The following is a 13,194-nucleotide window of genomic DNA, read 5'->3' as shown; positions in this document are numbered from 1 at the left end:
TTCAGTCCCAGTCCAGACCCTTGCGGCGCCACACGTACGCGTAGGCGACGAGCACGGTGACGATGAACAGCAGCATCTCGACGAGCGCGAACAGGCCAAGGCCCGAGGAGAGCACGCGGCCGAGGTCGTCCGTCTGCGGAGCGAACGAGACGGCCCACGGGTATAGGAAGATGATCTCGATGTCGAAGACGATGAAGAGCATCGCCGTGATCATGTATTTGAGCGGGAACCGTCCACCACCGACAGGCTGGGGCGTGGGCTCGATGCCACATTCGTAGGCGTCGAGCTTGGCGCGGTTCCAGCGCTTGGGACCGGTGAAGGGAGCGATGGCGACCGAGAAGATCGCGAAGCCCCCCGCGAGAACGGCGAGCACCAGGATGGGCACGTAAAGGTCCATCGCTACGCCTCCTCTGGAGTCGCCGCGCGCGCGGGCGCGCAGCCGGATCTGTTGATTGCGAGATTCATGCTGATGGCGCGACCTTTGAGAGTGCGTTGATGATCATGTCTGACGCATCGCCTCGCCGGTCGGTGAGATTACCAAGGAGTTTGAGCGCGAAGCGCATCAGCCTCGGGTGCGGAAGCCCGTGCCTGGTGCCGAAGCTCATCACACCCGGCTTCCCGATCGCCTCGACGAACAACCTCCCGAGCGTGAAATAACCGCCGTAGGCGTCCTTCAGCACTTGAGGATAGGTCCGCAGGATCCGCTCGCGTTGCGCGGGGGTGGTGTTCCTGAACGCCTTGGCGATGACCTCGGCGGCGATCTCGCCGGTCTCCATGGCGTAGGCGATGCCCTCGCCGTTGAACGGGTTGATCGACCCGCCGGAGTCACCCACGAGCAGCAGGCCGCGGGTGTAGTGGGGCTGCCGGTTGAAGGCCATCGGGAGCGCGGCGCCGCGGATCGGGGCCGTCATGTTCTCCTCGGTGAAACCCCAGTCCTGAGGCATGGAGCGGCACCAGCGGCGCAGCAGGTCGCGGTAGTCGATGTTCTTGAACTGGGCGCTGGTGTTGAGCAGGCCCAGCCCCACGTTCGCGGTGCCGTCGCCGACGCCGAACACCCAGCCGTAGCCGGGCAGCAGCGTGTCGCCGTCCCACAGTTCCAGCCAGGTCTCGAGGTAGTCGTCGTCGTGGCGCGGGCTCTCGAAGTACGTCCGCACGGCCACGCCCATCGGGCGGTCCTCGCGCTTGTGCAGGCCCATGCTCAGGGCCAGGCGGGTGCTGTTGCCGTCGGCGGCCACGACCACGCGGCTGCGGTACTCGCGGCCGTCCTTGGTGGTCACGCCCACGATGTGGCCGCTGCGGTCGTCGAGCACCGGGCCGGTGACGGTGACGCCCTCCATGAGGCGTACGCCGTTCTTGACCGCGTTGGCGGCGACGATCTGGTCGAAGTCCTGGCGGGTGCGGACGAGCCCGAAGTCGGGGAAGCGCTCCAACCGCGGCCAGTCGAGCTCGAAGCGCAGGCCGCCACCGACGACGCGCAGGCCCTTGTTCCTGATCCAGCCGGGAGCGTCGATGTCGACGCCCATGTTCTGCAACTGCTTGACCGCGCGGGGCGTCAGCCCGTCGCCGCAGACCTTCTCGCGGGGGAACCTGGTCTTCTCCAGGAGCAGCACGTCGAGGCCGGCCTGAGCGAGGTAAAAAGCAGTGGCGGAACCGGCGGGACCGGCGCCGACGACGATGACATCGGCGTCAGCCTGTATGGCTGTTGGCACGGTCACTGGACTAGTCCTGTCCCTACACGCTCGAAGGCCGTGGGGTGTCGCGCCTTCGTTCCTTTGTGAACCCCTTCACAAACTTACCGGCCCGCAGTCTACTGCTTTTCCTGTACATAGTGGCAGTCGGGGTGCGGTTCTGTGACCCATGAGGACGGCGTGTCGCCTGAGGCCGCGCAGTCATGATCGTCACGCTAGCAGCAGCCCCCCGGGCGATCAGAGCCCGGCCAGTGAGGCGATGCAGTCTCGAGATGCTTCCTCGCCGAGCGCGGCCTGCCGCAGCACGTCGAAGAGCAGCGAATAACGGTAGACCCGCTCCTCCGACTCGATCAGCTCCAGCCCCGGATAGTCCTCCGTGTAGACCACATCGCTGGAAATCGGGCCGAGCAATGGCATCGAGGGAAATCGCAGGTGCACGAAGCTCGACAAGTCGATGGGGTGCGGCTGCTCCAGCAGCATGACATGAATCGTGATGTTCGGCAGAAGGGAAAGGCGCAGCAAGTGGCGTAACTGCTCGCGCATCATCGCCTCGTCGGCCTCGCCGAACCTGCGGCGCAGGGCCGCCTCCTCCACCACCGCCGTGTAGGTCACCCGGCCGTTGGTGAGCAACTGCTGGCGTCGCATGCGCACGCGGATCCGGCGCTCGATCTGGCTCGGCGTGGCCACCTCCACCGCGCGGTAGAGCCGGGCCAGCTCGGTGGCGTAGGCGCGGGTCTGCAGCAGGCCGGGCAGCACGTTGTTGTGCCACGCGCTGATGACGCTGGCGCCGTCCTCCAGGCCGACGTACTCCAGAGCGATCTCGTGCAGCACGTCGGAGTAGGACTCCCACCAGCCCTTGCTGACGTGGTTGCCGGCCAGCTCCAGCAGCAGGTCGCCCTCCTCGCCCAGGGCGTCGTAGTGCTTGAGCAGCCGGGCGACGTCCTTCGCGGCGGGCGCGACCTGCCCCGTCTCCAGCCGGGAGAGCTTCGAGGTGGACCAGCGCAGCGCCTGCGACACCTGAACCCCGTTGAGCCCCGCTTCTTCACGGAGCCGCCGCAGCTCAGAGGCGAGTTTCCGGCGGCGGAGTGTCGGATTGATCTCCCCGATCACCCGGGCTCCTCTCGGGACATTCTTCGAAATATGCCCGCCCCATCCGCGCGCAATCGTCGCCGGGAAGAATGAGTCACGTTCCGCCAGGAATCCCCTGACTCATCCCCGCGGGAATTGCACGGGGCCGCCCGATGGCACACCCTCAGGGTAGCCCGCAGGCAGGAAAGCGGGCCAGATGGAAATGAGGTTTTCGCCAGACGCGAGCGGGCGGATGGTGGGAGCCCATCCGCCCGTGACCGCGCAGCACCCCGACTCTGTCCGAAGAGCGGAAATTGGGAGCCGCGGCATGAACGACGCTACACGGGGCGCCGGAGATCGCAAGGGCGGATGGCAGCGATTAACCATCGCCGCCAACAGGTGGCTCTGGCGCCGGTCCAACGACTTCGCGAGGGAGCACGGCTGGGAGATCGACAGGTCGGCCTGGGGCGGGCGGAGATACCGCGACCCCCGGTTCGAGCAGCGCAAGAAGGAGATCCTGGAGTCGCCGCCCCAGGACGAGCCGATCAGCGAGCCACCCCCGCGCAAGTTCAGCCCAGGGGACGGGTTCCCCAGGAAACACCCGAAGATCGCCAGAGCCCACGGGCCCATCGCCACCGCGGGGCTGCTGTGGCGGTGGCGCAGCGAGATCACGTTCGCCGGCGTGATCTCGCTGATCGCCTGGCAAGGGCCGGTGGCGGCACTGCTGCTCGCGGGGGCGGTGCTCGCCGGCGGCGCGATCCCGGCCGTACGCCGGGCCGCGGGGCGGCTCGTCACCCGCCACCGCTTCCAGGGGTTGTGCCTGCGTACGTCGATGCGCACCCCCGAGGGGCGCCTGCCCCTGATCGTCCACACGCAGTCGATCCCCGGCGGGACCGCGATGCTGATCTGGTGCAGGTCGGGCATGAGCCCTGAGCTGTTCGAGGACTACATCCCGGAGATCAGGGTCGCCTGCTTCGTCAAGGAGGTCACGCTCCACCGCCATCCCCGCTGGGCCCACCTGCTGACCATCGAGCTCAGGCGGGCTTGAACCCCCTGTGCATGGCGACGATCCCCATCGTGAGGTTGCGCCATGCCACCCGTTGCCAGCCGGCGTCCTGGATGGTCCGGGCCAGCGTCGGCTGGTCGGGCCAGTCTCTGATCGACTCCGCCAGGTACTCGTAGGAGTCGTCGTTGGACCCGAACACCTTGGCCACCTTGGGCAGCAGCCGCATCAGGTATTCGCGGTAGACGAGGTCGAACGCGCCGAACGTCACGTGCGAGAACTCCAGGATCACCAGCCGGCCGCCCGGCTTCGTCACCCGCAGCATCTCGCGCAGCGCCTGCCCGGTGTCGTGCACGTTGCGCAGCGCGACCGAGATCGTCACCGCGTCGAACACGTCGTCGGCGAACGGCAGCCGCATCGCGTCGCCCGCGATGAACGGCACGCCCGGCCCCGACAGCGCGTTGCCGCCGTGCCGCCGCACCCCCGTGCTCAGCATGCCGAAGGAGAAGTCGGAGGCGATCGCCCGCGCGCCCAGCGTGGTGAACGCGTCGGTGGACGTGCCGGTGCCGGCACCCAGATCGAGCACGAGCTCCCCCGGCCCGGCGTCGACGGCGGCGGCCACCGCCTTGCGCCAGAGCCGCACCTGCCCGAGCGAGATCACGTCATTGACCAGGTCGTAGCGCCGGGCGGTGCGATCGAACATCGCGGCGACCTCGTCCGGCTGTTTGTCCAACTGAGCGCGCGTCATGCCTCACACCTTATTGGGGGCCGCCCGCCGGTACGCGGTCATGCCCATCCAGGACAATCAACGGAAAGTAGCCGCAGGACTACCCAACGTCTGCTAGATATTGGCGAATGCTTGCCCGTGCCGCTCTTGCGGCCATCCTCGCCTCTTCCCCCGTCGCGCAGGCGCGCGTCGTGTCGGCCGACCCGATCGACAGCACCCCCCACGTGCTCGACGGCATCGTCAACGCCATCACCGTCGTCGGCCGCACCGTCGTCGTCGGCGGCTCGTTCAGCGAAGTGAGCGACGCGTCCCGCACGACGGTGCTCGCCCGCGACAACCTGTTCGCCTACGACCTGGTGACCGGGCGCATTCTGCCCGGCTTCGCGCCGAGCATGGCGGGCCCCGTGTACGGCCTGGCGGCCGGCGACGGCGGCACCGTCTACGTCGGCGGCGAGTTCCACGGCGTCGACAACCGCCGGGCCCGCGCCCTGGCCAGGCTCAGCGTGGCCGACGGCTCCCTGGTGCAGAGCTTCCAGCCGCGCATCGGCGGCGGCATGGTGACGACGCTGGCCAGGCAGGGCCCGCACCTGTACGTGGGCGGCGACTTCAGCAGCCCGCGCACGGCGCTGGCCAGGCTGGACGCCACCACGGGCGCGGCCGACCCCGGCTTCGCCATCGAGCCGGACGCGCCGCTGACGTCGCGGGTGAAGGTCTACGCGCTGGCCGTCTCGGGGCGCCGGCTCGCCGTGGACGGCTCGTTCACCACGCTCGACGGGCAGTCGAGGCCGCAGCTCGGGCTGATCGACGTCGGCGGCCCGGCCGCCAGGGTGGCGCCGTGGCGCACCGAGGCGTACGCGCGCAAGTGCAGCAGCGCCTTCCCCTCCTACGTCCGCGGCCTCGACTTCGCCCCCGACGGGCGCTCCTTCGTGGTGGTCACGACGGGCGGCGCCAAGGGCGGCATGTGCGACACGGCGGCCCGCTTCGAGACCTACGCCAGGGGCTCCGCCATCCGTCCGACCTGGGTGAACAGCACCGGCGGCGACTCGCTCTACTCCGTCGCGGTCACCGGGGCGGCGGTGTACGTGGGCGGCCACCAGCGCTGGCTGGACAATCCGCAGGGGCGTGACTCGGCGGGCCCGGGCGCGGTGTCGCGGCCGGGGATCGGCGCCATTCATCCGAGCACTGGAAAGGCTCTCAGTTGGAATCCCACACGGGAGCGCGGCATCGGGGTGAAGGCGTTTTACGCGCACGCCAGTGGACTACTTGTCGGTAGCGACACAACGAGACTCGGACGGGAGTACCATGCCCGGATTGGCATGTTCCCCCTGCCCTAGTCGTTCTGCGGCTTCGGCCGGTCGATCCTGTCGCTGAGACGCGCACTCACGGCGTCGCGCTGCTTGGACAGCAACACGTAGCTGGCTATGCCGCTGATCAAGAAAGAAGCGGCGATGAGGATCAGCGGGTTTTGGAGTCCGAGCAGGTAGAGGACACCCAGGGTCACGAGAAACAAGCCGATCCGCGACGCGGTGTAAACGAGAACGGGACGCACAGGTTCGAGGTTACTCGGACCTGCGTAGCGGTCGCTCTTCGCATCGGTCGCGAGCACTGCTAGTGTTCCCAGTTAGGGAGTTTCGTAAAGAAACACCCACGAGAGCCCCAAAGAGGCTCTATCATATAACAATCGGGCAGTCAGCTGATAACAACCCGTGATCTTTGTAGAAAACCACGGATAAATCAGGCTTCGCTCGACACACTGGTTACCTGTCCGCCCGCTGGCAGGAAGCGGGATGCGAGGGGGAGAGATTGGTGGAGAGTAGCAGCGAGCGTCTGCTGACCCCAGGAGAGGTTGCCGCCCTCTTCCGGGTAGACCCAAAGACGGTTACGCGCTGGGCTGCGGCAGGCCGCATCAGCAGTATCCGCACCCCCGGAGGGCACCGGCGCTTCCGCGAGTCGGAAGTCCACGCCCTTCTCCGAGGCGAGGACGTTCTCACGGCCGACAGGCCGGCAGGTGAGTCCCCGCGCGTCTGACGTTCCGTCTAGTCGGTGATCCTGCACGGCGGGCCGCCTGAACAGCGGTCCCTCCCGCCAGGATCACCGCTGGCGGAACCACTGCAACGCGTGCCCTCCCGGCCACACTTCCGTACGGGAACGGCACGGGGCGGCGCCAACCGCCGACCGTGGCTGGCGCCTGTCCGTTCGCCCGGCCCCGGCCCGCACATCCCCTCGCCGGCCCCGGCCCGCGCGTCTCCCCGCAGGCTCCCGGCTCGCGCGCCCGTCCGCCAGGCCCAGGCTCGCGCGCCCGACCGCCTGGCTCAGGCCGCGTGTCCCCCTCCGCTGCCCGGTCAGGCGTCTTCCTGCCGCGCCTTGAAGGCCAGGAACTCCCGCTCCAGCTCGTCGTTCTCCTCTTCCCAGCGCCGCCGCCGCAACCGCGCCTCCTCCTCGGTCAGCGACTCGGCCAGCCACCGCTCGTAGTCGGGGTCACCGGGCTGGACCTCCACGTAGGCGTTGCCGATCAGACGGCCGTCCTGGCTGGTCAGGCTCTGCGGTACGCGCAACGTCCCGTCCGCGAGCCGGATGACGTACATGGCCGATCACCTAGATTCCGTAGCGCCGGTTGAAGAACAGCATGATGTCGAGCGCCATCCGCGTGTCGCCGCCGAGCATGTCCACCAGGGCCGGGCGCTGGCGCGCGGCGATCGCGGCGAAGGCGTCGGCGAAGAACTCCTTGCGGCCCAGCCCGCCCCCTGCCGGTGGAACGTCGAGGCCAGCAGCGGCGCGGCCGACTCGTAGAGGCGCACGAACTCCGGCGAGTCCGACACCCAATCGCCATAAGCCGCGTCGATGTCGTCGATGGCGTGGCCGACCTCGTGCATCATCACGTCGGGTGTGGGCGAGGGGCGGTCGCCCACGACGATCTTGCGGTCGCCGTACGCGCCCGCGCAGATGTCCCACGTCGCCCGGCTGGACGGGAGCGGGGCGCCGCGCAGGTATCCCATGTCGTCGAGGTCGGGCACGCCGCCCGGCCCCACGTAGATGCCCTCCAGGCCGGAGGCGAGCAGCTCCTTCAGCCGCTCGGGGAGCCTGGCCAGGCTCTCCACCGCCCTGACGACGTCCGCCGGCGGCGGGCCCTGCCGGGCGTCCCACTGCCGGTGCAGGATCGACTCCAGCCGGCCGCAGTGCCGCAGCCCGTCGCCCAGCGAGGGCGCGTCGGGGCGGTGCGGGCGAGCCCTGAGCGGCTCGTCCACGAGCTCGAAGTCGTCCCAGGTGTAGCGGGGGCGATCCACCACGACGGCGGCCGGCAGCCGCTCGCCGCGCTCCCGCACCGAGAACGCGTCCCAGCCCGCCCCAGGCTCACCACGCTCGCGCCCCTGGTAAGCGCCGCGCCCCGCGTCGGCGGAGCGGCCGGGCGCGCCGGTCAGGGGCCACATCGTGCGTTCGGGGCCGTCACCACCGGGCCATAACACCCTGTCCTGAGGGCCGGTCGCCGTCCCGTTCTCACCGGGCCGCCCCGTCCGGTGCGGCTCCCCGCCGCCCTCCTGGCGCCTCTCCTGGGCGTCGGACCAGAACGAGCGGTCGGCGTCGGGCCGCGCCTCGCCGCGACGGGAGAAGAGGTACGAGCCGCGCCGCCACCACCGGCCGCGCCGGTGCCGTCCTCGGTCGTTGGGTCCCCTGTCGGAAGAAAAGGCCATCGCACCCCTCAACGCCACGTGGAGCCCCTTGGACACCGACGCATCGGCTTCCACCGTACGACGCCGATCTTCCGCTAGTCACCCGAAAGGGGACATCAGGCAGCACGATCACGCCGAAACATGGCTTACAGTTCGGGACATGGCAGGTGTTCTGATCGGCCTGGCGCTGCTGGCCTTCTGGCTCTTCTCACTGTTCGACGTGGTGACCACCCCCGAAGACGAGGTGCGGAACGTACCGAAACCTCTCTGGATCCTCATCGTGGTGCTCATCCCGCTGCTCGGCGGCCTGGTGTGGATGGCGCGCGGCCGTCCGCGCGCGCCCAGGGCGGCCTGGCCGGTGCCTCCGGGCCCGGGCGTGCCGAAGGGCCCGGACGACGACCCCGACTTCCTGCGTGATCTCGACCGGCGGATGCGCGGCGACGACGTCTCCTGACCGCCCCTTACGGCACGTCGGCGTAGCTGTGCAGGCCGCTGATGAAGATGTTGACGCCGATCAGGTTGAACAGGAGGCAGCCGAACGCCACGAGCTGCACGATGGTCGCGGCCTTCCCCCGCCAGCCCGCCGTCACCTTCGCGTGCAGGTAGGCCGCGTAGGCCACCCACGTGATGAACGACCACACCTCCTTGGGGTCCCAGCCCCAGTAGCGGCCCCACGCCCGGTCCGCCCACAGCGCGCCCGCGATCACCGCGAACGTCCACAGCGGGAAGGCGAACACGATGGCCCGGTGCGCCACTTTCTCCAGGTCCGCCCGCGACGGCAGCCGCGACATCCCGTCGCCGCGCACCAGGTAGAGCACACCCGACACGCCGGCCAGCGTCAGCAGACCGCTGGAGATGATCGCCGCCGTGACGTGGATGGCGATCCAGTACGAGTTCAGCGCCGGCACCACGGGCCCGGCGGTGGTGTAGAAGACCTTGACGGCCAGCCCGAGCCCGAGCGCGGCCGTCACCATGACGAACCCGCCCAGGAAGCGCACGTTGTGGCGCAGCTGGGTGCCGAGGAACGCGGTCACGGCGGCGAAGCAGATCGCGACCACGAACTCGTACATGTTGCCCCAGGGCCACCGGTCCACGGCGAGGCCGCGAGTGACGATGGCGCCGAGGTTGGCCGCCCAGCCGAGCCAGGCGAGCACGAGCGCCACCGTACCGGCCTTGACGGCGCCTCCCGGCGGCGCGGGCACCGGAGCGTCGGCCGAGGCCGCGACAGGCGCCTCAGAGACGGTGCCGGCGTCCTCACCGGAGGAGGCGGCCCCGACCGTGACGGGCTGCTTGACCTCCGCCCGTTCGGCGGCGCCGGCCTTGCCGGGGCGGGCGCGCCCGAAGGCGAGCTCGATCGCGAAGCCCACCATGGCGACGACATAGAGCAGGACGGCTGCGACGACGAAAAGATCGCTCAGCTCGGCGAGTTGCTCAGCGGACATCCTTCTCTCCTGCTGATAGGGCCTTGACGATGTCGGAGAACTCTTCGGCGAAGCCCGCCGCGGAGCCCTCGGTGCGGGTCAGGCCGCCCACGTCGACCCTGCCCCCGGAGGTGCGGACGAAGACCCGCCGGCGGCGGATCATGAGCGACAGCGCGATGGCGATGACGGCCGTGGCGGCCGCCACCAGGGCGGGGAAACGCCCGGGGTCGTAGGACGTCTGGAGCGTGATCCACTGTTTGACGCCGGTGAACTCGAGCTTGCCCAGCCCGTCGGGCAGCTCCAGTGACTGCCCCACGGCCAGCGGCTTGGGCGCGGCGGACCCCATGACGAGCGGCTTGAGCTTCTTCAGCACCTCGGGCTCGGCCAGCTCGTAGACCGACTGCGGCTTGCCGGAGCGCACGCCGAGGTCGCCGGAGAACGCCCCGAGGAGCTTGACCTCGGGGTTGAGCTCGCCGGGGAAGGCGGAGGCGTAGTCGCCGTTGGTCAGCGGCACGCTGGTCGGCAGGAACCGCAGCAGGAACCCGAGCTGCGACGGCTGCGCGTCGGGCACCTTGACCACGCAGCCGGAGGTCATGGTGGTCTTCTGCTCGATGAGGCAGGGCACGGGCCCCTCGAAGGCCACCTGCCCCTTGCCGTCGGTGACCTTGAAGACGGGCGCGTAGCCGTTGCCGATGAGGTACATCTGCGTGCCGTCGACTTCCAGCGGCTCGTTGACCTTGAGCTCGAAGTCGCGCGTGGGCGCGGAGGGCGTGTCGTTGACCTTGAGGTGCGCGGAGTAGTCGAGCGCCTGCCCGCGCTTGTCGCCGGCGACCTGGTAGGCCACCTTGAACTTCGACAGCGTGAAGGAGAACGGCTGCAGCGACTCGGCGGAGACCTGGTTGCCGGGCATGAACCGGTCGTAGGCGGCCACGGTGTTGGCGAAGCCGTCGCCCTCGACGACCAGGACGTTGCCGCGGTAGCCGTAGAGGGAGCCGGCGCCGATGGCGAGCAGGATGCCGAGCAGGGCGACGTGGAAGAACAGGTTGCCGGTCTCGCGCAGGTACCCCTTCTCCGCCGACACCCAGCCGTCGCCGGTGACCACGCGGAAGCGCAGCTTGCGCAGCCGGCGCGCGGCCTCCTCGACGGTGAGCCCGGACTCGAAGGAGGCGGAGTGGGGCAGGCGCGACAGGTGCTTGGGCGCGGCGGGCGGCTTGCGGCGCAGCTCGCGCAGGTAGGTGGCGGTGCGCGGGATGATGCAGCCGATGAGCGAGGTGAACAGCAGCAGGTAGACGGCCGCGAACCAGGTGGAGGTGAACACCTCGAAGAGCTGGAAGCGGTCGTACCACTCGGCCAGCGCAGGGCTCTGCTCGTAGAGCTTGGCGACCTTGTCGGGCTCGACGCCGCGCTGCGGCACCAGCGAGCCGGGCACCGAGCCCAGCGCGAGCAGGAACAGCAGGATGAGCGCGGTCTTCATCGAGGTGAGCGTGCGCCACGCCCACCGCAGCCACGCCAGCGGGCCGAACCCGCCCTGCTTGGGCGCCTGCTCCTTCTCCAGCTCCTGGACGCTCATCAGATCACCGGCTCGAACGCGCCGATCAGCCCTTGCATGGCGGCGATCATCTCTCCCCAGAGCCCGCTCACCAGCAGGACGCCGACGGCCACCATCATGCCGCCGCCGATCCTGGTGATCAGGCGCGAGTGCTTGCGGATGGCACGGAACGTGCGCAGCGCCCTGCTGTAGGCCAGCGCGGCGGCCACGAAGGGCAGGCCGAGGCCCAGGGCGTAGGCGACGGCCAGGATCGCTCCCCTGCCCGCGCTGCCCTCGTTGAGGCCGAGCGTCAGCACCACGGCCAGCGTGGGGCCGATGCACGGCGTCCAGCCCAGCCCGAACACCACGCCGAGCAGCGGCGCGCCGGCCAGCCCGGCGGCCGGCAGGCGGTGGATGCGCACGTCGCGCATGAGCCCGGGCAGCACGCCCAGGAAGGCGAGCCCGAGCACGATGGTGAGGACGCCGAGCACGCGCGTGATGACGTCGGCGTTGCCCAGCAGGACGGAGCCGAGACCGCCGAACAGCGCCCCGCTGAGCACGAAGACCAGCGCGAACCCGGCCACGAACAACGACGCCCCGAGCACCAGCCGCCCCCGCTTGGGGTCGGCGCTCATGCCGGTGACGTACGACAGGTAACCCGGCACGAGCGGCAGCACGCACGGCGACAGGAACGACACCACCCCGGCCAGCACCGCGATCGGCACGGCCAGCAGCAGCGAGCCCGAGGCGACGACGTCACTCATCGCGCACCTTGGTCACGGTGTCGAGCAGGTCGGTGTACTTGACGGCGCCGAGCGCCCTGGCCGCGATCCTGCCCTGCTTGTCGATGATCAGCGTGGACGGGATGGCGGCGGGCGGCACGGTGCCCTGGAAGGCCAGCGCGACCTTGCCCGGCTGGTCGAAGATGTGCGGGTAGCCGGTCTGCTCGGTGCGCTCGAACGCCTTGGCGTCGGCCTGGCGGTCTTTGAAGTCGACGCCGAGGAACTGCACGCCGGTGTCCTTCGTCTTGGCCGCGACCTCTTTGAGCACGGGCGCCTCAGCCCGGCAGGGGCCGCACCAGGAGGCCCAGAAGTTGAGGACGACGACCTTGCCCTTGTGCGCGGCCAGGGAGGCGGTGCCGCCGTCGAGGGTGGGCCCTTCGACCGCGGGCGCGGGCTCGCGCTCGGCGGCCTCGAAGACCTGCATCTTCCCGTCGCCGGCGATGAACCGGGTGTCGCCCGCCTGCGGCTGGCCGCCCTGGTTGCCGGCGCATCCCGCGACCAGGACCGCCAGGGGGAGGATGAGGGAGAGGGACTTGGCGCGCACGGAGGAAGATCTCCTTGTACTACAACCGGTAGAGCTTGCAACTCTACCGGGGTGCCCCCGCGCTCCGGACATCAGGCCCCAGGGACGGAGGGGCCCGTCTCCAGTGATCCGGCGGGCTCGCTGTAGCCGATGCTGACCAGCCGGTCGCCGTCGAAGGTGAGCGTGGTCAGGCTGGCCAGCGCGCACTGGCGGCGCCGCGGGTCGTGCCAGAGCCTGCGGCCCTCGGCGGCGCACCTGATGGCCCAGATGGGCAGCTGGTGGCTGACGAGCACGGTCTCGTGCCCGCGCGCCGCCGCCCTGGCCATGTCGATCACCGCTTTCATCCGGCGGACGATGGCGGGGTACGGCTCGCCCCAGGACGGGCGCAGCGGGTTGTAGAAGTAGCGGTAGTTGCGCCAGTCGCGCAGCAGCCCGAGGCCCGGGCCGGCGGGGCGGCCCTCCAGGAGGTTGCCCGCCTCGATCAGCCGGTCGTCCTGCTCGATCTCCAGGCCGAGCTTGTCGGCGAGCGGGGCCGCCGTCTCCAGGGCGCGTTCGAGCGGCGAGCTGTAGAGCTTGACGATGTCGCGGCCGCCGACGGCCTTGGCGACCGTCTCGGCCATGAGCTGACCTGTCTCGGACAGGTGGTAGCCGGGCAGCCTGCCGTAGAGGACGCCGGCGGGGTTGTGCACCTCACCGTGGCGCAGCAGGTGGACGACGGTGGTTTCAGCCATGGTGCGCACAGCCTATCCGCTCGCCCGCGCCGGGCGGCGCAGGCCCCGGCCGGTG

Annotated in this window: 16 protein-coding genes; 4 read left to right on the top strand and 12 right to left on the bottom strand. The window is 69.9% G+C overall.

Annotated features, from left to right (window positions below):
- Window position 1 precedes the first annotated feature (1 nt).
- The 3 genes from KIS93_RS34970 to KIS93_RS34960 all read right to left on the bottom strand — a co-directional run bounded on the left by KIS93_RS34970 (window position 2) and on the right by KIS93_RS34960 (window position 2,798).
- Window positions 2-397, bottom strand: coding sequence for an NADH-quinone oxidoreductase subunit A (locus KIS93_RS34970; protein WP_080043646.1), 396 nt, complete (start codon window positions 395-397; stop codon window positions 2-4).
- A gap of 64 nt (window positions 398-461) precedes the next feature.
- Entirely contained in the window at window positions 462-1,715 is a 1,254-nt protein-coding gene (locus tag KIS93_RS34965; protein ID WP_080043647.1) for a geranylgeranyl reductase family protein, read from the bottom strand.
- Between the two features lie 210 nt (window positions 1,716-1,925).
- Entirely contained in the window at window positions 1,926-2,798 is an 873-nt protein-coding gene (locus KIS93_RS34960; RefSeq protein ID WP_186404582.1) for a helix-turn-helix domain-containing protein, read from the bottom strand.
- Window positions 2,799-3,084: 286 nt separating this feature from the next.
- Here KIS93_RS34960 and KIS93_RS34955 point away from each other — a divergent pair, with 286 nt between their 5' ends.
- Window positions 3,085-3,804 carry a hypothetical protein gene (locus KIS93_RS34955; protein WP_080043649.1) on the top strand — a complete coding sequence of 240 codons (720 nt, stop codon included), beginning with the start codon at window positions 3,085-3,087 and terminating at the stop codon, window positions 3,802-3,804.
- Here KIS93_RS34955 and KIS93_RS34950 read toward each other — a convergent pair.
- Window positions 3,791-4,507, bottom strand: coding sequence for a demethylmenaquinone methyltransferase (locus KIS93_RS34950; RefSeq protein WP_080043650.1), 717 nt, complete (start codon window positions 4,505-4,507; stop codon window positions 3,791-3,793). The genes KIS93_RS34955 and KIS93_RS34950 overlap by 14 nt on opposite strands.
- A gap of 107 nt (window positions 4,508-4,614) precedes the next feature.
- Between KIS93_RS34950 and KIS93_RS34945 the strand changes: the two genes are divergently transcribed.
- The gene (locus tag KIS93_RS34945) at window positions 4,615-5,820 is read left to right on the top strand and encodes a hypothetical protein (RefSeq protein WP_080043651.1); all 1,206 of its coding nucleotides are present in this window, start codon (window positions 4,615-4,617) and stop codon (window positions 5,818-5,820) included.
- On the opposite strand, the gene KIS93_RS34940 is transcribed toward KIS93_RS34945, so the two are convergent.
- Window positions 5,817-6,092, bottom strand: a complete 276-nt coding sequence (locus KIS93_RS34940; protein WP_230465651.1) for a DUF4229 domain-containing protein — start codon at window positions 6,090-6,092, stop codon at window positions 5,817-5,819. The genes KIS93_RS34945 and KIS93_RS34940 overlap by 4 nt on opposite strands.
- Window positions 6,093-6,292: 200 nt before the next feature.
- Between KIS93_RS34940 and KIS93_RS34935 the strand changes: the two genes are divergently transcribed.
- The gene (locus KIS93_RS34935; RefSeq protein WP_026214226.1) at window positions 6,293-6,514 is read left to right on the top strand and encodes a BldC family transcriptional regulator; all 222 of its coding nucleotides are present in this window, start codon (window positions 6,293-6,295) and stop codon (window positions 6,512-6,514) included.
- 314 nt (window positions 6,515-6,828) lie between these two features.
- Here KIS93_RS34935 and KIS93_RS34930 read toward each other — a convergent pair whose 3' ends face one another.
- Entirely contained in the window at window positions 6,829-7,071 is a 243-nt protein-coding gene (locus tag KIS93_RS34930; RefSeq protein ID WP_080043652.1) for a hypothetical protein, read from the bottom strand.
- A 6-nt stretch (window positions 7,072-7,077) separates the two neighbouring features.
- On the bottom strand, window positions 7,078-8,175 hold the full coding sequence (locus KIS93_RS34925) for a hypothetical protein (RefSeq protein WP_246005396.1): 1,098 nt from the start codon (window positions 8,173-8,175) through the stop codon (window positions 7,078-7,080).
- A gap of 139 nt (window positions 8,176-8,314) precedes the next feature.
- Here KIS93_RS34925 and KIS93_RS34920 point away from each other — a divergent pair, with 139 nt between their 5' ends.
- Entirely contained in the window at window positions 8,315-8,608 is a 294-nt protein-coding gene (locus tag KIS93_RS34920; protein ID WP_080043654.1) for a PLD nuclease N-terminal domain-containing protein, read from the top strand.
- 7 nt (window positions 8,609-8,615) lie between these two features.
- Here KIS93_RS34920 and ccsA read toward each other — a convergent pair whose 3' ends face one another.
- The 5 genes from ccsA to KIS93_RS34895 form a co-directional block, all read right to left on the bottom strand.
- On the bottom strand, window positions 8,616-9,596 hold the full coding sequence (gene ccsA / locus KIS93_RS34915; RefSeq protein ID WP_080043655.1) for a cytochrome c biogenesis protein CcsA: 981 nt from the start codon (window positions 9,594-9,596) through the stop codon (window positions 8,616-8,618).
- Window positions 9,586-11,145, bottom strand: a complete 1,560-nt coding sequence (resB, locus tag KIS93_RS34910) for a cytochrome c biogenesis protein ResB (protein ID WP_080043656.1) — start codon at window positions 11,143-11,145, stop codon at window positions 9,586-9,588. The genes ccsA and resB overlap by 11 nt, the downstream gene beginning before the upstream one ends.
- The gene (locus KIS93_RS34905; protein ID WP_080043657.1) at window positions 11,145-11,867 is read right to left on the bottom strand and encodes a cytochrome c biogenesis CcdA family protein; all 723 of its coding nucleotides are present in this window, start codon (window positions 11,865-11,867) and stop codon (window positions 11,145-11,147) included. Before KIS93_RS34905 ends, resB begins: the two co-directional genes overlap by 1 nt.
- On the bottom strand, window positions 11,860-12,429 hold the full coding sequence (locus KIS93_RS34900) for a TlpA family protein disulfide reductase (protein ID WP_080043658.1): 570 nt from the start codon (window positions 12,427-12,429) through the stop codon (window positions 11,860-11,862). Before KIS93_RS34900 ends, KIS93_RS34905 begins: the two co-directional genes overlap by 8 nt.
- Before the next feature lie 71 nt (window positions 12,430-12,500).
- Window positions 12,501-13,139: a histidine phosphatase family protein gene (locus KIS93_RS34895; protein ID WP_080047335.1), complete on the bottom strand. Its 639-nt coding sequence runs from the start codon at window positions 13,137-13,139 to the stop codon at window positions 12,501-12,503.
- Window positions 13,140-13,194: the final 55 nt, after the last annotated feature.

This window comes from [Actinomadura] parvosata subsp. kistnae, assembly GCF_900323885.1.
GTDB lineage: Bacteria > Actinomycetota > Actinomycetes > Streptosporangiales > Streptosporangiaceae > Nonomuraea > Nonomuraea composti.
This window is presented reverse-complemented; position numbering and strand designations above follow the sequence as displayed.